At 38.7% G+C, this 23,038-nt stretch carries 20 protein-coding genes and 1 tRNA gene; 12 read left to right on the plus strand and 9 right to left on the minus strand.

The window, feature by feature from the left end:
• The first annotated feature begins 6 nt into the window (after positions 1 to 6).
• The 3 genes from MED134_RS11080 to MED134_RS11090 are packed head-to-tail and all read left to right on the plus strand — an operon-like array spanning position 7 to position 2,994.
• Entirely contained in the window at positions 7 to 726 is a 720-nt protein-coding gene (locus tag MED134_RS11080) for a glycosyltransferase (RefSeq protein WP_038599024.1), read from the plus strand.
• On the plus strand, positions 719 to 1,339 hold the full coding sequence (locus MED134_RS11085; protein ID WP_035327115.1) for a lipid-A-disaccharide synthase N-terminal domain-containing protein: 621 nt from the start codon (positions 719 to 721) through the stop codon (positions 1,337 to 1,339). Before MED134_RS11080 ends, MED134_RS11085 begins: the two co-directional genes overlap by 8 nt.
• On the plus strand, positions 1,336 to 2,994 hold the full coding sequence (locus tag MED134_RS11090; protein WP_038599027.1) for an ArnT family glycosyltransferase: 1,659 nt from the start codon (positions 1,336 to 1,338) through the stop codon (positions 2,992 to 2,994). Before MED134_RS11085 ends, MED134_RS11090 begins: the two co-directional genes overlap by 4 nt.
• Here MED134_RS11090 and MED134_RS11095 read toward each other — a convergent pair.
• From MED134_RS11095 to MED134_RS11110, 4 genes are read right to left on the minus strand one after another with little or no spacing between them, the layout of a single operon-like run.
• Complete coding sequence (locus MED134_RS11095) at positions 2,972 to 4,399, minus strand: mannosyltransferase (protein WP_038599030.1); 1,428 nt, start codon at positions 4,397 to 4,399, stop codon at positions 2,972 to 2,974. The genes MED134_RS11090 and MED134_RS11095 overlap by 23 nt on opposite strands.
• Positions 4,396 to 5,886, minus strand: a complete 1,491-nt coding sequence (locus MED134_RS11100) for a cellulose synthase family protein (RefSeq protein WP_038599045.1) — start codon at positions 5,884 to 5,886, stop codon at positions 4,396 to 4,398. The genes MED134_RS11095 and MED134_RS11100 overlap by 4 nt, the downstream gene beginning before the upstream one ends.
• Positions 5,886 to 6,578, minus strand: coding sequence for a glycosyltransferase family 2 protein (locus MED134_RS11105; RefSeq protein ID WP_035327121.1), 693 nt, complete (start codon positions 6,576 to 6,578; stop codon positions 5,886 to 5,888). Before MED134_RS11105 ends, MED134_RS11100 begins: the two co-directional genes overlap by 1 nt.
• A gap of 4 nt (positions 6,579 to 6,582) precedes the next feature.
• Complete coding sequence (locus tag MED134_RS11110) at positions 6,583 to 7,065, minus strand: toxin-antitoxin system YwqK family antitoxin (RefSeq protein WP_038599049.1); 483 nt, start codon at positions 7,063 to 7,065, stop codon at positions 6,583 to 6,585.
• Between the two features lie 67 nt (positions 7,066 to 7,132).
• On the opposite strand from MED134_RS11110, the gene MED134_RS11115 reads away from it, so the two are divergent.
• Both MED134_RS11115 and MED134_RS11120 read left to right on the plus strand, forming a co-directional pair.
• On the plus strand, positions 7,133 to 8,248 hold the full coding sequence (locus MED134_RS11115) for an NAD(P)/FAD-dependent oxidoreductase (protein ID WP_038599052.1): 1,116 nt from the start codon (positions 7,133 to 7,135) through the stop codon (positions 8,246 to 8,248).
• Positions 8,249 to 8,292: 44 nt separating this feature from the next.
• The gene (locus MED134_RS11120) at positions 8,293 to 8,751 is read left to right on the plus strand and encodes a 3-oxoacyl-ACP synthase (RefSeq protein ID WP_038599055.1); all 459 of its coding nucleotides are present in this window, start codon (positions 8,293 to 8,295) and stop codon (positions 8,749 to 8,751) included.
• On the opposite strand, the gene MED134_RS11125 is transcribed toward MED134_RS11120, so the two are convergent.
• Positions 8,752 to 9,693, minus strand: a complete 942-nt coding sequence (locus tag MED134_RS11125; RefSeq protein ID WP_038599057.1) for an ABC transporter ATP-binding protein — start codon at positions 9,691 to 9,693, stop codon at positions 8,752 to 8,754.
• Between the two features lie 90 nt (positions 9,694 to 9,783).
• Between MED134_RS11125 and MED134_RS11130 the strand changes: the two genes are divergently transcribed.
• From MED134_RS11130 to MED134_RS11140, 3 genes are all read left to right on the plus strand, one after another.
• Positions 9,784 to 10,755, plus strand: coding sequence for a type I phosphomannose isomerase catalytic subunit (locus tag MED134_RS11130; RefSeq protein WP_038599060.1), 972 nt, complete (start codon positions 9,784 to 9,786; stop codon positions 10,753 to 10,755).
• Positions 10,756 to 10,832: 77 nt separating this feature from the next.
• Entirely contained in the window at positions 10,833 to 12,059 is a 1,227-nt protein-coding gene (locus MED134_RS11135) for a metallophosphoesterase (RefSeq protein ID WP_038599063.1), read from the plus strand.
• Positions 12,060 to 12,123: 64 nt separating this feature from the next.
• Positions 12,124 to 12,423, plus strand: a complete 300-nt coding sequence (locus tag MED134_RS11140) for a thioredoxin family protein (RefSeq protein WP_035327138.1) — start codon at positions 12,124 to 12,126, stop codon at positions 12,421 to 12,423.
• A gap of 1 nt (position 12,424) precedes the next feature.
• Here the strand turns inward: MED134_RS11140 and MED134_RS11145 are convergent, their stop codons facing one another.
• Positions 12,425 to 13,090 (minus strand): polysaccharide deacetylase family protein, encoded by a 666-nt coding sequence (locus tag MED134_RS11145; RefSeq protein ID WP_038599067.1) that lies wholly within the window; start codon positions 13,088 to 13,090, stop codon positions 12,425 to 12,427.
• A 12-nt stretch (positions 13,091 to 13,102) separates the two neighbouring features.
• Entirely contained in the window at positions 13,103 to 16,408 is a 3,306-nt protein-coding gene (locus MED134_RS11150; protein ID WP_038599070.1) for a DUF2723 domain-containing protein, read from the minus strand.
• Positions 16,409 to 16,664: 256 nt separating this feature from the next.
• Between MED134_RS11150 and MED134_RS11155 the strand changes: the two genes are divergently transcribed.
• Positions 16,665 to 16,737 (plus strand) — tRNA-Gln (locus MED134_RS11155).
• Between the two features lie 106 nt (positions 16,738 to 16,843).
• On the opposite strand, the gene MED134_RS11160 is transcribed toward MED134_RS11155, so the two are convergent.
• Complete coding sequence (locus MED134_RS11160; RefSeq protein WP_038599073.1) at positions 16,844 to 17,191, minus strand: hypothetical protein; 348 nt, start codon at positions 17,189 to 17,191, stop codon at positions 16,844 to 16,846.
• A 170-nt stretch (positions 17,192 to 17,361) separates the two neighbouring features.
• Entirely contained in the window at positions 17,362 to 18,195 is an 834-nt protein-coding gene (locus MED134_RS11165) for a universal stress protein (RefSeq protein ID WP_084811666.1), read from the minus strand.
• A 214-nt stretch (positions 18,196 to 18,409) separates the two neighbouring features.
• Here MED134_RS11165 and rimP point away from each other — a divergent pair, with 214 nt between their 5' ends.
• From rimP to infB, 3 genes are read left to right on the plus strand one after another with little or no spacing between them, the layout of a single operon-like run.
• A complete protein-coding gene (gene rimP / locus MED134_RS11170) occupies positions 18,410 to 18,874 on the plus strand; it encodes a ribosome assembly cofactor RimP (protein WP_038599076.1) in 465 nt (154 codons plus the stop codon).
• A gap of 11 nt (positions 18,875 to 18,885) precedes the next feature.
• A complete protein-coding gene (gene nusA, locus MED134_RS11175; RefSeq protein ID WP_035327153.1) occupies positions 18,886 to 20,118 on the plus strand; it encodes a transcription termination factor NusA in 1,233 nt (410 codons plus the stop codon).
• Between the two features lie 53 nt (positions 20,119 to 20,171).
• The gene (gene infB, locus MED134_RS11180; protein WP_038599079.1) at positions 20,172 to 22,952 is read left to right on the plus strand and encodes a translation initiation factor IF-2; all 2,781 of its coding nucleotides are present in this window, start codon (positions 20,172 to 20,174) and stop codon (positions 22,950 to 22,952) included.
• Positions 22,953 to 23,038: the final 86 nt, after the last annotated feature.

A 23,038-nucleotide genomic window follows, 5' to 3' on the forward strand; every position in this document is an offset into this window, starting at 1 on the left:
TAGTCTATGGAGTATCGTCTCACCATTGTTGTACCTGTGTATAATGAAGAAGATAATCTCTTACGAGTAGAATCTGAATTTAACGCCTATTTTAAAACCGCAAAAGCAAAGAGTAAAGTACTTTTTGTAAATGATGGGTCTAAGGATACGAGTCTAGATATCATAAAAGACATTTGTACACGCAGCACAGATTTTGAGTACATTGCCTTTACAGAAAACTGTGGCTTAAGTGCCGCTATAAAAGCAGGTTTTGATCACGCAGATACAGAGCTAGTAGGCTATATAGATAGTGATTTACAAACGGCTCCAGATGATTTTAATATACTTATTGAAGAGATAGGACCTTACGATCTAGTTACGGGTGTACGTGCAGATAGGCAAGACTCTTTTGTTAAGAATATGTCTTCAAAAATTGCAAACGGCATACGTCGTTCATTTACTCACGATGGGATGGATGATACAGGTTGCCCGCTCAAAATTATCAAAACAAATTATGCACAGCGCATCCCTATGTTTAAGGGATTACACCGCTTCTTGCCTGCAATGATATTATTACAAGAAGGTAAAGTAAAACAAGTGCCAGTGCGTCACTTTCCGCGAGTGGCGGGTGAGGCAAAATTTGGGGTTTGGAACCGCCTTCTAGGGCCGCTTATGGATTGCTTTGCTTATCTATGGATGAAGAAAAAGTATATTAATTATAAAGTAGGAAACTCCAGCCGTGGATAGTCTGTCGTTACTTGCTGTGCTTGCCCAAATCCTCTTTGGAGGAAGAATGCTTTCGCAGTGGTTACTTTCAGAAAAGAGCAAGAAGGTAGTAACACCTTTAACCTTCTGGTGGCTTAGTCTTTCTGGATCTTTTGTACTGTTTATATATGGTTACTTCCGTACAGACTTCCCGCTTATGCTGGGGCAAGTGCTGGGATACATCATTTACATAAGAAACCTACAGATACAAAAGCAGTGGAAACTCTTGCCTAAATGGTCTCAGTTTCTCATAATAGCTATACCCATAGGCATCATTGCATATGGCTGGAATAATGGAAAGTTTGATCTAGCCGCTCTCTTCTCAAAAGATGAGATGGCTACCTGGCTACTTACTTTAGGTATTGTAGCACAAGTATTATTTACCCTGCGCTTTGTATACCAATGGTTTTATGCAGAAAAGAATAAAGAGGCGACACTACCTTTAGGCTTTTGGCTATTTTCTTTTACTGGAGGACTGCTGTCACTCGTATACTTTTTATACCGGGTAGATTATGTGATGGTTCTCTCTTACTCGCTAGGTACTTTCATTTACGCACGTAATATTTACCTTTATTATACATCAAAAACAGCGTGATAGAGCAATTAGAAAAGCGTCCTGTACTCGTCATCACCTTTGTGGTGCTTGGTATGTTATTGCCTTTTCTAGATGCGCTAGAAGTAACCATAATGGAGGCGCGCAATTTTATCTCTGCAAGAGAGATGCTCACAGATAATAACTTGCTACTCACTACAATGAACGGAGAGCCCCGTTATGAAAAGCCACCATTGCCTACCTGGCTTACAGCATTATCAGGCTATGTGTTTGGCATAAAAAGTGTCTGGGCAATGCGACTTCCTGCAGTACTTATGGTTGTATTATTAGGGAGTGTTGTTATTACGCTTTCGCGAAAGCTTACTCTTTCTCCTCGTCATAGTTTACTTAATGGATTGATAAGTGTTACATCTCTTTATGTGGTACTCATCATTTTTGAGGCTCCTTGGGATATTTATGCACACGCATTTATGCTCTCTGGGATTTATTGCCTTTTTAGTAATTTAAGAAGTCCATCTGGAGAAAGTAACACCTTGAAGTGGGTAGTCGCAGCATTATGCATAGGTGCATCTATATTAAGCAAAGGGCCTGTGTCGCTTTATGCACTGTTTTTACCCTTTGTGATAGCTTACCTAATACAATATAGGAGAGAAACGAGTTGTAAAAAGTGGTTGCCCTTTATAATAACCATATGTATGGGGCTCGTGATAGGTTTCTCTTGGTATATTTATGTAAGAAGTGCAGATCCCGTAACCTTTGCAAGAATCGCCGAAAGGGAGACAGGTAACTGGACAAGTTATAATGTGCGTCCTTTTTATTACTACTGGAGCTTTTTTGTACAAAGTGGTCTCTGGACGATACCTGCTTTTATAAGTCTCCTTTATCCTTATTTAAAAACGCGTGTGTTACACCGTAAAGAGTACACATTTACCTTGTTGTGGACCTTACTGGCTGTCGTTTTACTCTCTATCATACCAGAGAAAAAGTCGCGTTACTTGATGCCTGTTTTAATACCGCTTGCATTTACAATAGGTTTTTATATACATTATCTGGTAAGGAGCTTTAGTAAGCTTACAGATAGAAGAGAGATCTTGCCGGTTTATTTCAATATTGGGTTAATAGGTACTTTAATTATACTGGGAGGTTTAGCGTTGCTTACACTGGGGTGGCAATTGGCTTACCTCTCTGTATTAGATATCCTACCCGGTGTTTTTGTTGTTTTAGCTGGGGTTTGTATCATTTACTTTCTAGTAAAAAAGGAGCTCTATAAGAGCTTACTATCGCTTGTTATTGCTCTTGTATTCCTCGTAAATGTCGGTTTTAATGAACGATCTCAATTTAAAGAGTATGCGCACCAGTCTGTCAAGAGTAGCTCACTAGATAATCGAGTTGAGACTTCTTTTAAAGCCTTTGAGAACTTACCGGCACTAGCTGTGTATGGACTTAATGGCGCCACTCCAGAAATGGTGTGGGCTGCAGGTCAAAAAATCCCAAGGCTTTGTAAAGATGATGAGCTTGTGATGCCAGGTGAAGATAGGTTTTATACACTTGTTTTCTTTGATGACGATTGGCTCGTATCTGAAACCTTTCCAGATATGCAACATAAGTTTATGTTTACTTTAGAACTTAATACAGCAGACCCAGCTAGTCGCAATTATACAGATAGAAAAGTGGCTAGTGTTTATCTAGTTGAGTAGCGGGTTTTGGCTTCCAAAACACTTCCCAAACAAAAAATCCTATAACAGTGATATACTCTATAGCGACAAGCCATAGGTTTTCATTAAAGCCATCTGCACCATAGGCGGCGTAGCTTAATATGATTGTAGCGCTCCAGACTAAAGGAAAGCGATAGCGAGTAAACACACAGAGTAATAATGGTGTCGCTACATACCAAGGGTGTACGGTAGTCGATAATAAGAAGTAAAAAAACATCCCTATGAGGATGGCTGTTATCATAGCCTGCAAGCTTCGATTGTTGCGTATAAAAGCGAGTAGTACAAGAAGTACAACTACAATTTTGGGTAACAAGGGACCTACATCTCCTATAATATTCCAGCCTATAACTTGATAGCCTATATACCTTATGATGTAATAGATGCTTGCATTAAATTCAAATTTTTGAAACCATAAGGCAATGGTGGTGCCAAAATTTTCAGCAAAAGCACCGCTTAAAAATGGTATAAATGTAAGCACCACAACTCCTAGAGTGATGACGTAAAAGTAAATGAGTCTAGGTGTGTTTGTTTTTATTTCGCGAAAGCGGACTTTCCAAGGATATGAACTTCTAAAGTGGGTTGTCTTACCGCCACCTCTGGTTAAGAAGTATTGCATAAATAGGGGTAAAAATAACAGCGGTAATAGCTTAGTTGATATGGAGAGTGCTAAGAACACAGCACTCAAAATCCATTTGCCTTGCGATAACTTGTAAAGGGATAGTACAACAAGAAAAAGCATCACAGACTCAAAGTGTAAGTTGCCCGTCATCTCGATGATGATAAAAGGATTTAAGGCATACCAGAAGATGTTATAAATGGGTAAACCTAGCTTGGTAAGTAATTTTTTACCGTAGATGATTGTGCCTATGTCTGCTAGTATAATTACTATTCTAAATGTGATAACGCTTCCTAGGATACTTTTACTTGAGAAAAGTGCTGCAACTAAGAATATGAGCTGGTTAACTGGTGGGTAGTTTGTAAAATGACTAGCATTGAGTGTGCCCATACCTGAATAGAGCTCTTGAGCTTGTGCTACTATGCTTGTTGTGCCCGCATCAATATAACTCTGTGGAGTACTTAAATACGGGTTGTAACCCTGTATGAGCATACGGCCATCCCAAATAAATCTATAGAAGTCTTGAGAGAGGTTAGGCGTGGCATTTATAAAAATTAATCTAGCTAGAATGGCAATTAAAAAGAGGAAGCCAAAATCATTTTTACTTCTCTTTACGATTAGATAAAAAGAGGCAAATAAGATGCTGTAAAGACTTACTAGAAGAGGAAAATCTGATCGTTGTAAGTGATGTGCAAATAGGTGGTAAACAACAAGGGAAACAACTGCAAGAAGCAATGAGGTTTTTTGATATTTCCACAGGGTTGCTATCACGCTTTGCTCGTTAACGACTTAAAGAATACAAACCCAAAACCTATAAATAACATTAGGTGAAAAGGGAATAATCCAAAATCTCCTCCTTGATCTCCTACCACAAAGGCAGAGTACATCCCAAAGGCAAAGTATAGCATTAATAGCCCTTCAAAAATCACATTTATAGAGATGTTTTTCTTGATGTATTTGTTGCCTTTCCAAGATTCCTTGAGTTCACTTATGTTGAATTTTGGGGTGCGTATAAAGTCACTACGTTTCCCTAAGTGCCCTTCTATTACTGCTATAGAGTTATGCAATGAGAAGCCCATTGCGATACTAAAGAATGTAAAGAACATCCCTATATAACGTATAAATTGCTTTAAACCGCCACCGTAAATACTCTTAAACATAAACCAGTAACATATAAAGAATATCACACTACTTATGACAAAGAAAGACATCACGTAAAAGTAAGGCTTAAGGTGTGCATACTCGTTCTTTATATATAACATAGGGATGCTAAGTATCGCTACAATGAGCACGTTTAAAAACATTGTGCTATTGAGTAAGTGCAGTATGCCGTGCATCTTTGTTTTTGTAGAAAGGCTCTTGCTTGTGACCACTTTTTTAGACATCTTCTGGAAGTTCTCTGCACCACCTTTATTCCATCTAAACTGTTGTGAGCGTGCTGCACTTATAACCACAGGTAATTCTGCTGGAGTTTTTACGTCCTCTAGGTACTTAAATTTCCAGTTTTTAAGCTGTGCTCTATAACTTAGGTCTAGGTCTTCTGTAAGTGTATCTCCTTCCCAGTTGCCAGCATCTTCTATACACTGCTTGCGCCATAGCCCTGCGGTACCGTTAAAGTTTATAAAGTGACCTTTACTGTTGCGACCTACTTGCTCTAGTGTAAAGTGAGCATCTAGAGCAAAAGCTTGTACTCGAGTAAGTAGTGAGTACTCTCTATTAATATGCCCCCAGCGAGTCTGTACTACACCTATGTTTCGGTCTTTAAAGTAAGGCACCGTGCGTTGCAGCCAGTTGGGCTCGGGAAGAAAATCTGCATCAAAGATGGCTATATATTCTCCCTTTGCAACCTTAAGTCCTTCCTTAAGAGCACCAGCCTTAAAGCCAGAACGGTCTTCACGAGTAACGTGCTTTATGTCTAAACCTTGATTTTTAAGTCTCTCAATATGATTTTTTGTACGCTCAAAAGACTCATCTGTACTGTCGTCTAGTACTTGTATCTCCAGCTTTTCCTTTGGGTAGTCTAGCAACGCAATATTGTCTAGTAATCGCTCCATCACATAGAGTTCATTATATACAGGTAGCTGTATAGTAACTAGTGGGATTTGAGCCGGGTCTTTAAAATTAAACTTTGGGGCATCGTCTTTAATGCGCTGCGCTCTTAGGTAATTAAAAAGCAAGTTGAGTTGCGATAGACTGTAGGCAAATATGATAACTAGCGATATCGTGTAGATAACTATGATAGATATTTCTAAAATCATTACTTAAAACTGTATTTAAAAATCCACCCTAATATTTTTACTCCTGCCATAACTGCGCCCTTTACAGTACCAGATACTTTTGAAACGCCTATGCGGTTTCTGTAGTTTACGGGTACTTCGGTATATTTCATTTTCTTTTTTAAGACCTTAAGTTGCATCTCTACAGTCCAGCCATATGTTTTATCTTCCATCTCTAAGGCGAGGAGGCTATCATATTTCATTGCTCTAAACGGGCCAAGATCTGTAAAACGTGCGCCAAAAAATAGACTCATAAGCGTTGTTGCTAGCCAGTTTCCAAAAATTTGTGGTCCTGTCATAGACCCGCTTTCGCGAAAGCGTTTATCTCTAGCACCAATCACCATATCACAGTTGTCCTGCACAATAGGTGCTATTATCTTAGTAAGCTCTTCTGGGTAATCACTATAATCACCATCTAAAAAAACAACGATGTCTGGCTTAGGAGTATGGCTCGCAATATAATTCATCCCTTTAAGGCAAGCATAGCCATAACCCATTTGCTCTTCTCTTAAAACGGTAGCTCCATTTTCTTGAGCTACTTGCTCTGTGTTATCTGTAGAGGCATTACTTACTACAATTACTTCATTAACAATAGCGGGAATGTCTTGCAGAACAAGTCCTATAGAATCTTGTTCATTGTAGGCTGGTATAATAACTTTTATAAGGGGCTCCATAATGCTAGTAGAAAGAGATGTCTGGATTATCACGGCGAAAAGCTCTTACACTTGTCCATTCACCTTTTAATTGATTTGCTTCGTATTTTTCTACTTTGATGAGTTTGTTGTTTTTATAGACTAAGCAAAAACCTTCTTGCTCATTATTAACATATTGAGTTTTGCGTGTTTCTTGCCGCGCAATATCGTAAAAAATCCACCAATTTTGCGCTTTTCCCTGCTCATAATGCCCCTCGCGCACTAGTTTTCCTTGGGAATTGTAAAAATACCAATAGTCGGTTTTAAGGTTGTTTGCATAGTGACCTTGAGACATAAGCTCGCCGTTACTATGGTAAAATTTCCAGTACTTAATCTTTTGCTCACCCATAACCCAGCCCTCGGCCTTAATAGTACCATTGTTATAATACTCCTTATGGTAACTATTTGGTTCTGCTATAAAAAGCAGTTGAGTTGTAAAAATAAAGATGATAAAACCTTTGGCTGTCATAGCACCTTAGACGAGAGAAGTTAGAGTCACTAACACATAAAATGTATTTTTATACAAAAACAGATGTATGGAGTTTAGTTTTTGGGAGCAAGAAACGTGGTTTACTAATGTAGATTATACCGTAGTAGGAAGCGGTATTGTAGGGCTTACGTGTGCTTTACGCTTACGCGGAAGGTTTCCAAAAGCAAAGGTACTCGTGTTAGAAAGAGGAGTGCTTCCTAATGGTGCAAGTACAAAAAATGCGGGTTTCGCCTGTTTTGGTAGTATTTCAGAAATACTAGATGATCTAACATCACACTCAGAAGATGAGGTCGTAGCGCTTGTAAAAAAAAGAATACAAGGCCTCACAAAACTGCGAGCGTTGCTTACTGATAAGAGTATCGACTATCAAGAAAACGGAGGCTACGAGCTATTTTTAAAGAAGGACAACAGTCTTTATAAGCAATGTATTGAAGCCATACCTACTATAAATAAATTGCTGTTCCCTATTTTTAAAAAGGAAGTATATAGCTTAAAATCAAATGACCTGCAATGTGATGGAATCCACGACCAAGTTATCTTTAATAATAGTGAGGGGCAAATAGATACTGGGCGTATGATGCAATCACTTTTGCAACTCGCTCAGTCTAAAGGTGTCTTGATTTTGAATAATACAAACGTAATTTCTTATGCCGAAAATGCTAGTGAAGTAACCGTTGTCACTAGCTCTGTACAGTTCAAAACAAAAAAGCTCCTTATTGCTACAAATGGCTTTGCAAAAAAGCTAGGTCTTACTCAAGTAAAACCTGCACGAGCACAAGTTTTAATAACTAATAAAATACCTGATTTGCATCTTAAAGGGACTTTTCATCTTGATAGAGGGTATTACTATTTTAGAAATATAAATGGCAGGATACTTTTAGGCGGTGGTCGCAACCTCGATTTTAAAGGAGAGGAAACTACTGTAATCGCACAAACAGAAGTCATACAGCAAGAGCTAGAACGCTTACTTAAAGAAGTTATACTGCCACATACTAAGTTTGAAATAGCACATAGGTGGAGTGGTATTATGGGAGTAGGTAGCCAGAAACAGCCTTTACTTAAAAAATTATCAGACCACACGTATTGTGGGGTTCGGCTAGGAGGTATGGGCGTTGCCATAGGCGCAACGGTGGGAGAAGACTTGGCAAATCTTATTGCGTAGTGTAGGTTTATAATAGACTATTTTTACAGACCGTAATATCACTTATGACCCATCCTGAAATAAAAGAAGAACTTCTCAAAGCTTGTAAAGAACATCTTATGCAACGCAGAGATGTGGTGCAGCAAATTCTAGATAATGTAGCGACTTCATTAAGAGAGGAAACTAAGAGTACAGCTGGAGATAAACACGAGACCGGCAGAGCGATGTTGCAATTAGAACGTGAGAATGCCGGCAAGCAACTGGCAGCTATAGAAAAACTAGAACAAATCTTTCTTAGAATAAAGCTTGATCTTTCAGAAGGTCCAGTGCACTTGGGTAGCGTTGTCGTTACTTCGCAGGCTTGCTATTTTATTTCTATTCCTGTAGGAGCTATAAAAGTAGATGGTCTCACTTTTTATGCTATAGGTATAGGCTCACCTATAGGTCAATTACTAATGGGTAAACGAGAAGGTGATGAAGTACGCTTTCGCGAAAGCGTAATAAAGATCACTACAATTTACTAGTTACTTGAGATTAATGTATGTAGTGTCTCCTTTAACAAGGTTGCTTTCAGAATTAAAAAGTATAGATTGCCCGTCACACAAAGCCTCTATCAAATAATGGGTTCCCATAAAATAACTTTTGGTAATCTCAACCTTTATACCCTCTGGAGAGATTGTGAGCTGATGTGGGTAGCGCAGTAGCTGCTCATCTTTTTGTGCATCTGGAAAAAACCATTGCTTAGGTACCTTATTAAGATCTCCAAAAAGGGAGCCTACATAATATGAAGGAGGGTTGTCATATAGCCTTTGAGTTTGCTCGTGAGCGATTATAGTTCCATCTCGCATAACAATAGTCTTATCCATATATGATAAAACGTCTGTGCTGTCGTGTGTAGCAACTAGGCAGGTAATGTTTTGCTTTTTTAGGTATGCAAAGAGACGCCTGCGCAGCTTGTTTTTTCTAAAGTTATCAATGTGGGAGAATGGCTCATCTAGTAATAGGAGCTCTGGTTCTTTCGCTAGTGTTTGTGCCAGTGCTACCCGTTGTTTTTGTCCTCCAGAGAGCGTTTTTACGTGAGCAGAGGCAAAGGGAGTCATTTCTACCACTTCTAGTAATTCTTCGGTTCTGGCCTGACTAGTTTCTGGCTCTAGTCTGCTTAAATATTTATGAATATTTTCTGTCACAGATGTATAAGGCATTAGGTCAAAATCTTGCGAAAGATATTTGATATATGGCATCCCTGGAATAAGATTTTCTTCGGGACCAGTGACCTTTTTATTGTCAAAAGTTATAGAGCCTTGGTCTAAATCATAAAGACCGTAAATCATTTGCAATAGAGTGGTCTTGCCACAACCACTCTCGCCTATAATAGCTGCGTGTGTACCCTTTTCAATTTGAAGTTGTATAGGTCCCACATTAAAGCGTTCAGAAATAGAAAATAAGACATCTGTAAGTATAAGCATAGCGTTTACAAAAATACAGATCACCGACAAGATATAAACGCAGAGAGCGACTTTAGTAAGCTATACGTATATTTGCAGTCTTATACTATTATGAATTTATACCCCTTATTTTTTACTCCGCTTTTTAAGTATCGCCTTTGGGGTGGTACAAAATTACGTACGGTTCTTCATAAAGAATTTGATGGAGATCATATAGGTGAGTCTTGGGAAGTTTCTGGTGTTACTGGCAGTGAGACTATTGTCTCAAATGGGCCACTTGCAGGTAAAACGCTTAATGAGTTGATAGCTAGTTATGGTGCAGATTTTCTAGGGGAAGCAGTGATTGATAAATTTGGAAGTCATTTTCCGCTACTCATAAAGTTTTTAGATACAGAAAAGCCACTTTCGGTGCAGGTACATCCTGGAGATGCGATAGCAAAAGCGCGTCACGACTCTTATGGTAAAAATGAGATGTGGTATATTATGGATGCAGAGCCAGATGCAGAGATTATAGTGGGCTTTGAGAATGATACAAAACCAGAAGATTATACTAAGGCAGTTAGTGAGGGTTCTTTAATCGATTTACTTCACAAGGAAAATGTTTCTAAAGGTGATATTATTCATATTCCTGCAGGACGAATACACGCAATAGGAGCTGGTATTATGCTAGCCGAAATACAGCAAACCTCAGATGTGACATACAGAGTGTATGATTACGATAGAGTAGATGTAAAGACTGGTAAAAAACGAGACCTACATACAGAGCAGGCTACAGATGTGCTAGATTATAATGGGTGTGAATATTACAAGACTCCTTATAAGGCTAAGCTTAATACTTCTGTTCCAGTTATAGAAGATCATTACTTTACGACAGCTGTGTTAGATCTAGAAGGTGAATTACTTAGAGATTATAGTCATCAAGATTCTTTTACCATACTAATGTGTGTGGCAGGAAGTACTTCTTTTATGTATGATGATAAGACCTATGATTTTAAGCAAGGTCAGACAGTTGTGCTTCCAGCTAAGGTTGATACTGTACAATTTATAAGTGCCCGCGCTACTATTCTTGAAGTGACTGTATAGCTCACTAATAGTTAAAGAAAAGTGAAATACAGTATTGGGAGGTTGTGACCAGCTATTTTTGTTAAAATTCTTTATTTGTGCTTAGACTCATATTTTTTATTGCCTTTATTATAGCCCTAGATATTTATGCTTACCAAGCATTCAGATTCCTAGTAAAAGGAAGATGGGGTACGATACTATACTTTCTTATTACCTTATTTATAATAGGAGGGATGATTTATCAATTCTCTACAGGAGGTAGGCGCAATATGAGCCCACTTACACAGTTCTTTATTGTCTCTTTTGTTATTTTGATAGTTTGTAAGTTGGTCATTATCGCGACAATGTTTGGCGAGGATATATTCAGACTTATAAAGGGAGGCCTCAATAAGCTTACTGGAAACACACAGGGCGGTGCAATTCCATCCAGACGTAAGTTTGTAAGCCAGATTGCACTTGGTCTAGCAGCGATACCTTTTGCATCTATTCTATATGGTGTGATTAAGGGGCGTTATAACTTTAAGGTACTTAAGTATACACTCAGTTTTGATGATTTGCCTGAAGCGTTTGATGGATACAAGATTACTCAAATAAGTGACGTGCACAGTGGTAGTTTTGATAATGCCGAAAAGCTAGACTACGCTATAGATTTAATAAATGAGCAGGCAAGTGATGCTATATTATTTACTGGAGATATGGTAAATAATGAAGCCGCAGAGATGGAGCCTTGGAAAGAGACCTTTGCAAGACTCAAGGCACGTGACGGAAAGTTTTCTGTTCTAGGAAATCACGACTATGGAGATTACATAGACTGGCCTACGCCAGAAGCTAAGATTGCAAATCTTGATAGACTTAAAGAAATTCAAAAAGAGATGGAGTTTAAGCTTCTCCTTAATGAGCATCATTATATTGAAAAAGATGGGCAACGTCTCGCTATAGTAGGTGTAGAAAACTGGGGTGAAGGCGGATTTAAAAAAGCTGGAGATCTTAACAAAGCAATCTCTGGTCTTGCTCAAGATGACTTTAAAATATTGATGAGTCACGACCCATCACACTGGGAGTATGAGGTAAAAGATCACCCAGAACATTTTCACCTTACATTGAGCGGTCATACCCACGGTATGCAGTTTGGTATTGAGATACCTGGATGGTTTAAGTGGAGCCCTGTAAAGTGGCGTTACAAGTACTGGGCAGGTATTTATGAAGATGCAAAACAGTATATAAATGTAAACCGAGGATTTGGGTATCTAGCCTTTCCGGGTAGGGTAGGGATCTGGCCAGAGATAACTGTTATAGAGTTGAAAAAAAGTGGTAAAAACGCATAGTAAGGAGAATATACTATCTTTACGAAGCTTGAAACGCCTGATTGTTTAATTAAAATTGTAGGGTATGTCAAAATTTGGTGAACTTATTGATCTTAATATTCCGGTTCTTTTAGACTTCTACACAGAGTGGAATGAAGACTCTGTCTCAATGCATCCTATACTAAGAGATGTTGCTGCAGCAGTAGGAGATAAGGGTAAAGTCATAAAAATAGATGTAGATAAGAACAATGAACTAGCAGATGCGCTACGCATCAAAAGCTTGCCTACGCTCATTATCTATAAAAACGGCGAGATGATATGGCGCCAGAGTGGTGAGCTAGATGCAAATACCATTATAGGTATTATGCAAGAATATGCCTCTTAGATTATTTTAACCTTCCAAAAGTAAAGCCCGCTTTTTCAAAATACGCTATAGCGCGCGGTAGTGCATATTTCATATTTTCAAAGGCTTTTACACTGTCGTGAAAAACGATAATATCTCCATTTTTTGCCTTCTTAATTACATTATCAAGACACTGTTCTGGAGAAGTATGCGCATCCCAGTCAAAGGCAATCACGCGATACATTATAATTGTATAACCAAGTTTTTTTAAGACTCTAGCTTGCTTGCGTTTTATCTTTCCGTAGGGTGGTCTAAAGAGCGGCGTAGTAGGGGTGTTTATTGTCTTAGGCAGATATGTCGATATTTCCTCTTCGGCGAGCCTAACGCTATCTATATATGCTTCTGTGCTTGTTTTCCAACCATTCAAGTGATGTTGGGTGTGGTTTCCTACGGAGTGACCGCTTTGGCATATGCGTTTAAAAATTGCTGGATGCTTCCGTACATTATCTCCTATAGAGAAAAAGGTAGCGGAGATGGGTTTTTTACGCTTTCGCGAAAGCGTATTTAAAACAAACTCTGTCACCTCCGGTACCGGGCCATCATCAAAAGTGAGATAGACCGTTTTCTTACTAGTCTTTTTGTCCCAAACATACCATTGTGGATATAACCACTTAAGGAATGCTGGGACTCTGGACAGTTTTAAGTACACGTGCTAATATCTCTACTCCTCTATAATTGAGTCTGCATTAATTGCACCACCTGTTGCTGGTACAGTTTCTAATGGCGCTTCTACAGCACCATTTTCTGGCTCCTCATCGTCTCCTAGTAGATAGGGGAACGAGCGCATATAGTTGTCATAAATTTGAGCCTCTTTTTCAAAGAGCTCTCTATCATCATTTATGATAAGTAGGTCTACAAGGCTTCTATACTTCTCAATGTTTGTAAGTATCTCTTCATAGTACTTGTATTGTAGCTCTGCATCTAGCGCGCTAAAGTATTTGAGTTGCTCTTGGTACTTTGTAGCTACTTCTTGCCATATGGCTTGAGCGCGCTGCTTTTCTCCTATCTCATAATAGCCAGTGATGTATGGTTCAACCAGTGTGTAGAATTCAAAGATGTCTACTGGCATTTTCTCCATCGCGAGATCCATAACCTCTTTAGCCTTTTCTGGCTTATTTTCGGCTAGTAATTGCTCTACTAGACGTGCCATATTACCTCTGTAGGTAATTGCGTTTGTGCGCGTCTCACGATCGTGATAAATGTCTGGACTACCGCTATTACCCCAGTACCATTTCTTTACAATATCATACATCTTATCTGCATCTACTCGACCCATATCATACGGGTTACGAGGGTCTATAGGTGTGCGTATAGGGATGAGCTTGTAGGTAACACCATCTAGCTGCAGGTAATCCTTCATCCATAAGTAATCATCATCACCAAAGCTTCCACCCGTAAAGTAGATAGGACGCTCCCAGTTGTTACTTGCTATTATATCTAGCATAAGCAGTCTGTTTTTGTAAAGCACATTGCCACTTAACTCAATGTCTATGTAAGGTACAATCTCATCTGCATCATCTATAGGGACAATCTTGTTTTTAAGTACAGATTCTTTATCTACTGGGATTCTTATTTTCTTACTAGGGAAGGTATTAAAGAACTGTCCCTTTGCATACTCAACCTTAGTCCTTGGGTCATCACTTGCGATAAAGTTCATCCATTGTGCGATTGGGATAATGGAGTCTTTTGTCTCTTGATAAAACAGCGCCTCTCTATTATCTGCCGCATACTTGTCGTGAGTGAGGGTGCTAGGCACCGGCGGACTTTTATATGCAGCGCGCTTCATCTGGTCAAAATACCAGTCTGTGTTTATTAAACTTGTATTTACAATACGCACATCTGTACGATAGCCTTCTATCTCTTGTACATACCATAGGGCAAAGGTGTCATTATCACCTATGGTAAATATGATGGCATTCTCATCTACAGAGTCTAGATATTTTCTAGCCATTGCTAGCGCTGTCTTTCTGCCAGAACGATCGTGGTCATCCCAGTTTTGAGATGCTAGAAGTACAGGTGCAGCTAGTAAGCATACTACAGCCACAATAGGCATTGCTATTTTAGGTTTTATAAAATCTTTTACAATATCAAAGAGAGCATAAACGCCAAAACCTATCCACATTGCAAACACATAAAAGGAACCTACAAGCGCATAGTCGCGCTCACGAGGTTCAAAAGCACGCTCGTTGAGGTATACTTTTAAGGCAAGGCCTGTAAACAAGAAAAACACGAGTAACACTGCAAAGCGTTTCCAGTCTTTAGTTGCGTGAAAGAGTAGACCTAGTAATCCTAATAATAATGGTAAGAAGTAGTACGTGTTGCGCGCCTTGTTGTTCTCAACATCAGACGGTAGGTTCTCTTGCGGGCCTAAAAAGATACCATCTAGCCAGTCTATACCAGAAATCCAGTTACCATTAAAGTCGTCTCCTTTACCTTGTATATCGTTCTGGCGACCTACAAAGTTCCACATAAAGTAGCGCCAGTACATATACCCAAACTGGAAGCTAAACATATAGTTCATATTATCACCAAAAGATGGTTTTTCTACATCAAGATATTGACCTATCTGGCTCTTTAAGAAAGCATCATATCCTTCATAATTTACTTTACCTTCTCTATAATCTATTTTAAACTGAGTTACGACATCTTGAAGATACTGGCGATCTTCTTCTGGCATACTAGGGTCATACTTAATGCTAAACTTAAGTGGCCCTGTATACTGCATATAGTTTGCATTATTTTCTGGGCTCCACATTCTTGGTAAAATGGCACTGTGTGCATCATCAAGATTTTGCTTTGCATTGCGCCACTGGTTTACAACTACATACTTGCCTAGTTTTTCATCTTTCTCATAAAGTTTTGGCTTATCTAGGTAGGGAGTATCTGGATCTAGTCCAGCATAGTCTGCTGTAAACTGTGGTCCGTAAAACAGTTTTGTTTCTGGATACTGCTCACGATTATAGTAAGAGAGCAGTGATCGTGCATTAGAAGGATTGTTTTCATTTATAGTTGTTCCTGCATTTGCACGTATAGGTAACATCATCCAGCTTGAGAATCCTATAAAAATGTATAACATACATAATAGCATTGTATGTATGAGGGGTTTGTTACGCTTTCGCGAAAGGGTTAACCCATAATAAAACAATCCTACTAGAAGTAAGCCAGCAATAATAGTCCCACTATTAAACGGAAGCCCTATAGAGTTTACAAAGAATACTTCTAGGTATCCAAAAAGTGACAGGGTATAAGGTAGAAGTAGTTTAAAAATAAACATCAATATGGCTACCACAATAACTAGGGCGATAAGAAGGTTTTTTGGGGTAACCTTTTCTGTATTTTTAAAAAAGTAAAGAAGACCTATAGCAGGTATGGTAAGTAATCCCATAAAGTGTATCCCAAAAGAGAGTCCCACAATAAATGAGATAAGTATAAGCCAGCGGTTACCACGAGGTTTGTGCATATCACGTTCCCATAATAGCCCAAGGTAGAATAGTAGGGATAGTACAACTGCAGCAGGTGCATAAACCTCTGCCTCTACAGCATTAAACCAGAAACTATCTGTAAATGCAAATGCAAGTGATCCTATGGCAGCACTTGCGAGGATGGCAAGCTGCTTAGTTTTTGTGATGAGTTCCTTTTCTTCTGTAAGTGTTCTAGTAAGCAATAAAGTGAGTGACCAGAACATAAACAGTATGGTAAATGCACTACTTAAACAAGATAGGTAGTTTACTGCAAGGGCAATATAAGTTGGATCTGGAGCAAAAATAGAAACAAAGGCTCCTAGTATTTGATAAAGAGGTGCTCCCGGCGGGTGACCTATCTCAAGTTTTGACGAGGTAGATATGTACTCTCCGGCGTCCCAAAAACTAGCCGTAGGCTCTACGGTAAGAGAATATACTATAAGGGCAATGGCAAATACAGTCCAGCCCAGAATCTTGTTATACTTCGCAAAGTTGAAGTCGCTCATTATGTTATATTTTGTAAAGGGACGAAGTTAAGCAATACCCCTGATTTGTGGTAACGTAGGTGGGGCATTAATTATTTCTTAAAAATAAAAATTTGAAATTTTAACAATTATGCTCTGAGCTTCATTTATAGCTGGTTATCGCAGGATTTTTGTGATGTGAAAAGTAATTTTTGAAAAATGAGCTATTTTTTTTTAAATAATGTTTGTGAATGTAAAACTTTCCTTTAAATTTGCACTCGCTATTGAAAAAACATAGTGGCCTATGGTGTAATTGGCAACACGTCTGTTTTTGGTACAGAAGAGTCTAGGTTCGAGACCTAGTGGGCCAACTTAAAAACCCGACCTTTAATTAGGTCGGGTTTTTTTTATTTCAATAATCACGAAATAAATTGGGGAAATTAAGCGGTTATTCGTGCGGCTTGTCTGACAAAAAGTCTATGCAGACAGTGGCTGTATCACGTGGTAATAAGTGAGCATATTTTTATAAAAGCGTAATGCGCTATGTGTATCTTCTATACACGGTTTTAAAAAGTCATTAAATCTTCTGTAATCTACAGGTACTTGAACACGTGCGGTCTCCTTAAGAGCGCTGTCTACCATTACTTCAAGGATAACTACTTGATTTTCTGGTTCAAAATGTACTGCCTCTGCTTGAAAATATTTTTTAATAAGCGCTTTGTGAAGACTTGTAAAATCTACAGGTTGGCTAGGGTGTGATTTGCAACTATAATCTATAAGATTATGCAATTCTGTGAGAACGGTGTGTTTTAATGATCTGTTCATAACCAATATTTTGTATAAAAGTACTCACATCTCTCTTTGTAAAATCGTAATAAAATGCTAATTAGCAATTAGTTAACACTGTTGTGTGGTGTGATTACGCTTTCGCGAAAGCATAAAAAACACCTTCATAGGGAGTGAAAGTGTCTTGTAAATAATAACAATTATTGAAGTTAAATTCTAAAAGTGATGATGGGTCTTTTGGCGTGGTTTACAAGCCCCTCGCTTAAAGAGCCGTTTAAAAAATGGGAGAGTCCTTTTCGGCCGTGAGTTCCTATGCCTACTATTCCTGCATTAATCATTTCGGCAAAATGAAGAACTCCACTCTCAACACTATTGTCATTATAAATATTTAGAGAGTAATTTTTAATGTCTGGTTCTTTTGCCATAAATTCTTTCATTATCTCTTCTATGTCGTGGGTTGTTTGGAAGTTGCTAGGAGTGTTTACATAGAGCATATGTAGTTTTATATCGCTGTCTTGTGCAAAAGCAGCTGCTTTTTTAAAGGCAGTATGATTTTCTTCTTTAAAATCACATACATACACAAACTTGTCTAGTTTGAACAATTCGTGCTTTTGTTTAATAATAAGAACGGGCACTTTTGAGTTTCTTACTACTTTCTCGGCATTTGAGCCTATAAAAAATTCGTGTAACCCGCTATCGCCGTGGGATCCCATCACGATTATATCAGATTTGTACTTGTCTACGTAGTCCATAATGCCTTCAAAGGCTCCATCAAACTCGGCAGTTTCTTCTACAGTGATACCATCTAGATATGGAGCATTCATCATTGCTTCAAATTTTTGATGTGCGAGTTTCATAAAGAAAATAGCTTCTGGTAAATCGCTTTGTTGTCCAGACACAGCATCTACCAGTTGCATAGGTAAGTCTACCATATGAAGAAGGTTTATGGAGGCCTTGTGTCTCCTTGCAAGATCTGCTGCAACTCTTAGGGCATTTTCGGCCTGTTCTGAAAAGTCTGTGGGTACAAGTATTTTTTTGATCATAAGAGCATAGTTTATAGTTAAACAATACCATAGTACTATGCCTTGCAGGCTAGTTATATGGCTTTAAATACTTTAAAAGAAGGGTCTCTTAAATTTACAAAATAATAGGGAGCTATTACGGCTTTTAATAACGGATAATTTATAGTATATTTGCACCGTTGAAAGACGCAGTGAATACAGAGGGGACAGCGGTCCCCTCTTTTTATAGGCTTATATGTTGAAGGAAAAAGTAACCAATTTACTACAAGAGGCACTGGATGAAAATCCTAATTTGTTTTTGATTAGTCTTGATATTCAAGGGAATAACGAGATTAAAATTATCATAGATGGAGATGATGGTGTAAAGGTGGAAGATTGTATTGCGGTGAGTCGCAAGGTAGAGCATAACCTAGATAGGGAAGAAGAAGATTTTTCTTTAGAGGTAATGTCTGCTGGTGCTACAAGCCCTTTGGCTATACCTAGGCAGTATAAAAAGAATGTAGGAAGGCATCTTGAGGTTAAGAAAGAGGATGGGACAAAAATCGAAGGATTAATGACCGATGCTACAGATACAGATGTAACGCTCACTTGGAAAACAAGAGAGCCAAAACCTGTTGGAAAGGGGAAAGTCACTGTTCAAAAGACAGAAACGATTTCTTATAGTGAGATAGTGCAAGCAAAAGTGATGATTAAATTTTAACAAAAGTTGATATGGAGAATTTAGCGTTAATCGATTCTTTTTCAGAATTTAAGGACGATAAATTAATAGATCGTGTGACCCTAATGGCCATCTTAGAAGAGGTGTTCAGAAGTACGTTAAAGAGGCGTTTTGGAAGTGACGATAACTTTGATATAATTATAAACCCAGATAAAGGAGATCTAGAGATCTGGCGTAACCGTGTGGTTGTTGCAGATGGAGAGGTGGAAGATGATAATGAAGAGATCTCATTAACAGATGCACGTAAGATTGAAGAAGATTTTGAGGTAGGTGAAGATGTATCGGAAGAAGTGAAGCTTATAGATTTAGGCCGTCGCTCTATTTTGGCACTACGTCAAAACTTAATAAGTAAAATACACGAGCACGATAATACAAACATATACAAGCAGTTTAAAGAGCTAGAAGGTGATTTGTATACAGCAGAGGTTCACCATATACGTCACAGAGCAATAATATTGCTTGATGATGATGGAAACGAAATTATATTACCAAAGGACCGTCAGATACCTTCAGATTTCTTTAGAAAAGGAGAAAATGTACGTGGGGTGATAGAAAGTGTTGAACTTAAGGGTAATAAACCTGCAATTATTATGTCTAGAACATCTCCATTGTTTTTGGAGAAGTTGTTTGAGTCAGAGATACCAGAAGTGTTTGATGGTTTAATTACTGTTAAAAATGTAGTGCGTATCCCAGGTGAAAAGGCAAAAGTAGCAGTAGATTCTTATGATGATCGTATAGATCCAGTAGGAGCTTGTGTAGGTATGAAAGGATCTCGTATACACGGTATCGTAAGAGAGTTGGGTAATGAAAATATTGATGTTATTAATTACACGACTAATCTTAATTTATATATTACAAGGGCTTTAAGTCCTGCTCGTATCACGAGTATTAAGATAGATGAAGAAAATAAGACTGCGCAAGCAGTGCTTAAGCCAGAAGAGGTGAGTAAAGCAATAGGTCGTGGAGGTCATAATATACGTCTTGCTGGGCAGCTTACTGGTTATGAAATTGACGTTTACAGAGAAGGGGTAGAAGAAGATGTTGAGCTTACAGAATTCTCAGACGAGATAGAAGCGTGGGTAATCGAAGCTTTTGGGAAAATAGGACTCGATACAGCGCGTAGCGTACTCGAGCAAGAAGTTAGTGATCTTGTACGACGTACAGATCTAGAAGAAGAAACAGTACTTGATGTGATGCGTATCCTCAAGGAAGAATTTGAAGAATAAAGTATCCTACTCTCAATAGTAAAGTAGGTATAGATAATAATTTAGAGCAGTTTATGGCAGCAACAATGCGATTAAACAAGGTATTACGGGAATTGAACATTTCTCTTGATCGTGCCGTAGAATTTTTAAATTCTAAGGGTGTGGAGATAGAGGCACGTCCGACTACGAAAATTTCGACTGAAATTTACGAGGTGCTTTCGGGTGAGTTTCAAACGGATGCCAACAAGAGAGTAGCTTCTAAGGAGGTTGCAGAGGCAAAAGAAAAGGAGAAGGAAGCATTGCGCGCCGCTCGTGAAGTAGAAATTGAGGCAAAAGCTGAAGCGAAAGCAGCAGCGCCTAAAAAGCAAGAGGTCGTTAAAGCTAAAGCACAGTTAGATGGACCAAAGCAAGTAGGAAAAATCGATCTTTCAAAGGGATCTGGAAAACCAGCACCTGTTAAGGAAGAGAAAAAGCCAGAGGTCAAGAAGGAAGAGGTTAAAAAGCCAGAAGTTCCTGCTGCTCCTGTAAAAGAGGATATAAAACCTAGTCCAAAACCTGCTGTAGAAGAAAAGAAAAAAGAAGAAAAGCCAAAACAAGCTGCTCCTATAGAAAAAGAAGCAAAGAAAGTTCAGGCTCCTGCGGCTAAAAAGGAAGAGCCTAAGAAGGCTGATACTCCAGAAAAAGAAGTGGGTCTAGGTGATGAAGTTATCAAGACTGACTATAAAAAACTGGACGGACCTAACTTCACAGGTCAAAAAATTGACCTTTCTAAGTTTAAGAAGCCAGAAAAGAAATCATCTTCAGACGATAAGAAAAAACGTCGCCGTCGTATTACAAAGCCTGGTACAGGTGGAGGTAAGCCGGGAGGAAATAACCGTGGCGGAAACAATAATAACAACAACCGTGGTAATTCTGGAAAGGGTAGAGGGCGTGTTGTTAAGGCAGAGCCTACAGAAGAAGAAGTACAAAAACAAATACGTGAGACTCTTGAAAAACTTCAAGGAAAGTCTAATAAAGGTAAAGGAGCAAAATACCGTCGTGATAAGAGGGATCAGCACCGTCAAAAGACAGAAGATGATCTAGCTCAACAAGATGCAGAAAGCAAAATCCTTAAAGTAACAGAGTTTGTTACAGTAAGTGAAGTAGCTACAATGATGGATGTGGGTGTAACACAAATTATATCTGCGTGTATGTCACTGGGTATGATGGTAACGATGAACCAGCGTCTAGATGCGGAAACATTATCTATTGTTGCAGATGAGTTTGGATACTCTGTAGAGTTTGTAACTGCAGATCTTGAAGATGCAATAGAAGATGTTGAAGATTCTCCAGAAGACTTAGTAGAAAGAGCTCCTATTGTAACCGTTATGGGTCACGTAGATCACGGTAAAACATCGTTACTGGATTACATCCGTAAGGAAAATGTAATTGCAGGCGAGAGTGGAGGTATAACACAGCACATAGGTGCATATGGTGTACAGCTAGAAGATGGTAAAAAAGTTGCCTTTTTAGATACTCCAGGTCACGAGGCCTTTACGGCGATGCGTGCTCGTGGTGCTCAAGTAACAGATATTGCTGTTATTGTAGTCGCTGCAGATGATGATATAATGCCACAAACTAAAGAGGCAATCTCTCACGCTCAGGCGGCCGGAGTGCCTATAGTTTTTGCAATAAATAAAATTGACCTTCCAGCGGCAAACCCTGAGAAGATTAAAGAAGGACTTGCGCAAATGAATCTTCTTGTAGAAGATTGGGGTGGAAAAATCCAATCACAAGAAATATCTGCAAAGAAAGGTACGGGAGTTAAAGAATTACTCGAGAAAGTATTACTTGAAGCTGAGCTCTTAGAGCTTAAAGCAAACCCAGATAGAAATGCAAACGGTACAGTTGTAGAGGCATTCTTAGATAAAGGTCGAGGATATGTATCTACCATACTTGTACAAGCAGGAACGCTTGAAGTGGGTGATTACGTACTAGCGGGAACTACCTCTGGTAAAGTAAAAGCGATGCACGATGAGCGTGGTAAGAAAATTAAGAAGGCTGGACCTTCCACTCCGGTGTCTGTTTTAGGACTAGATGGAGCACCACAAGCAGGTGATAAGTTTGTTGTAATGACAGATGAGCGTGAGGCAAAAGATATTGCTACTAAGCGTACACAACTGCAACGTGAGCAGAACGTGCGTACACAACGTCACATAACACTTGATGAGATAGGTAGACGTATTGCTCTTGGAGACTTTAAAGAACTTAATATTATCCTTAAAGGTGATGTGGATGGATCTGTAGAAGCACTTACAGATAGTTTCCAAAAATTATCTACAGAGGAGATTGCTGTAAATATTATACACAAAGGTGTAGGAGCTATTACAGAAAGTGATGTATTACTTGCTTCTGCTTCAGATGCGATTATAATCGGGTTTAATGTGCGTCCAGCAGGTAATGCTAGACAGGTAGCCGATAAGGAAGAAATCGATATCCGTACATACTCTATCATCTATGATGCGATCAATGATCTTAAAGATGCGATGGAGGGAATGTTATCACCAGAGATGCGTGAGGAGATTACAGGTACGGCAGAGATACGTGAGACATTTAAGATATCTAAAGTTGGTACAATAGCAGGTTGTATGGTTACTAATGGTAAGATCTTTAGAAACTCAAACATACGTCTTATACGTGATGGTGTAGTAGTTTACACAGGTGAGCTTGCTGCCCTTAAACGTTTTAAAGATGATGTAAAGGAAGTTTCAAAAGGATACGATTGTGGTATGCAGATTAAAAACTACAATGACATCAAGCTGGATGACGTTATAGAAGCATTCCAAGAGGTAGCTGTAAAGAAGAAGCTTAAATAATAGAAAGCTATATTTAATATATAATCGCCTTAGAGTATATCTAAGGCGATTTTTTTATGCGCTTTCGCGAAAGCGCATTATTACCT

The sequence above is a fragment of the Dokdonia sp. MED134 genome, assembly GCF_000152925.2.
Lineage (GTDB): Bacteria > Bacteroidota > Bacteroidia > Flavobacteriales > Flavobacteriaceae > Dokdonia.

Coding starts and splice junctions, on each gene's coding strand:
- MED134_RS11130 (WP_038599060.1), top strand. CDS start 9,784: ATGAATTTATACCCCTTATTTTTTACTCCGCTTTTTAAGTATCGCCTT.
- rimP (WP_038599076.1), top strand. CDS start 18,410: ATGTTGAAGGAAAAAGTAACCAATTTACTACAAGAGGCACTGGATGAA.
- MED134_RS11120 (WP_038599055.1), top strand. CDS start 8,293: ATGACCCATCCTGAAATAAAAGAAGAACTTCTCAAAGCTTGTAAAGAA.
- MED134_RS11165 (WP_084811666.1), bottom strand. CDS start 18,195: ATGATCAAAAAAATACTTGTACCCACAGACTTTTCAGAACAGGCCGAA.
- MED134_RS11080 (WP_038599024.1), top strand. CDS start 7: ATGGAGTATCGTCTCACCATTGTTGTACCTGTGTATAATGAAGAAGAT.
- MED134_RS11110 (WP_038599049.1), bottom strand. CDS start 7,065: ATGACAGCCAAAGGTTTTATCATCTTTATTTTTACAACTCAACTGCTT.
- MED134_RS11125 (WP_038599057.1), bottom strand. CDS start 9,693: ATGCTTATACTTACAGATGTCTTATTTTCTATTTCTGAACGCTTTAAT.
- MED134_RS11140 (WP_035327138.1), top strand. CDS start 12,124: ATGTCAAAATTTGGTGAACTTATTGATCTTAATATTCCGGTTCTTTTA.
- MED134_RS11105 (WP_035327121.1), bottom strand. CDS start 6,578: ATGGAGCCCCTTATAAAAGTTATTATACCAGCCTACAATGAACAAGAT.
- MED134_RS11115 (WP_038599052.1), top strand. CDS start 7,133: ATGGAGTTTAGTTTTTGGGAGCAAGAAACGTGGTTTACTAATGTAGAT.
- nusA (WP_035327153.1), top strand. CDS start 18,886: ATGGAGAATTTAGCGTTAATCGATTCTTTTTCAGAATTTAAGGACGAT.
- MED134_RS11150 (WP_038599070.1), bottom strand. CDS start 16,408: ATGAGCGACTTCAACTTTGCGAAGTATAACAAGATTCTGGGCTGGACT.
- MED134_RS11100 (WP_038599045.1), bottom strand. CDS start 5,886: ATGATTTTAGAAATATCTATCATAGTTATCTACACGATATCGCTAGTT.
- infB (WP_038599079.1), top strand. CDS start 20,172: ATGGCAGCAACAATGCGATTAAACAAGGTATTACGGGAATTGAACATT.
- MED134_RS11160 (WP_038599073.1), bottom strand. CDS start 17,191: ATGAACAGATCATTAAAACACACCGTTCTCACAGAATTGCATAATCTT.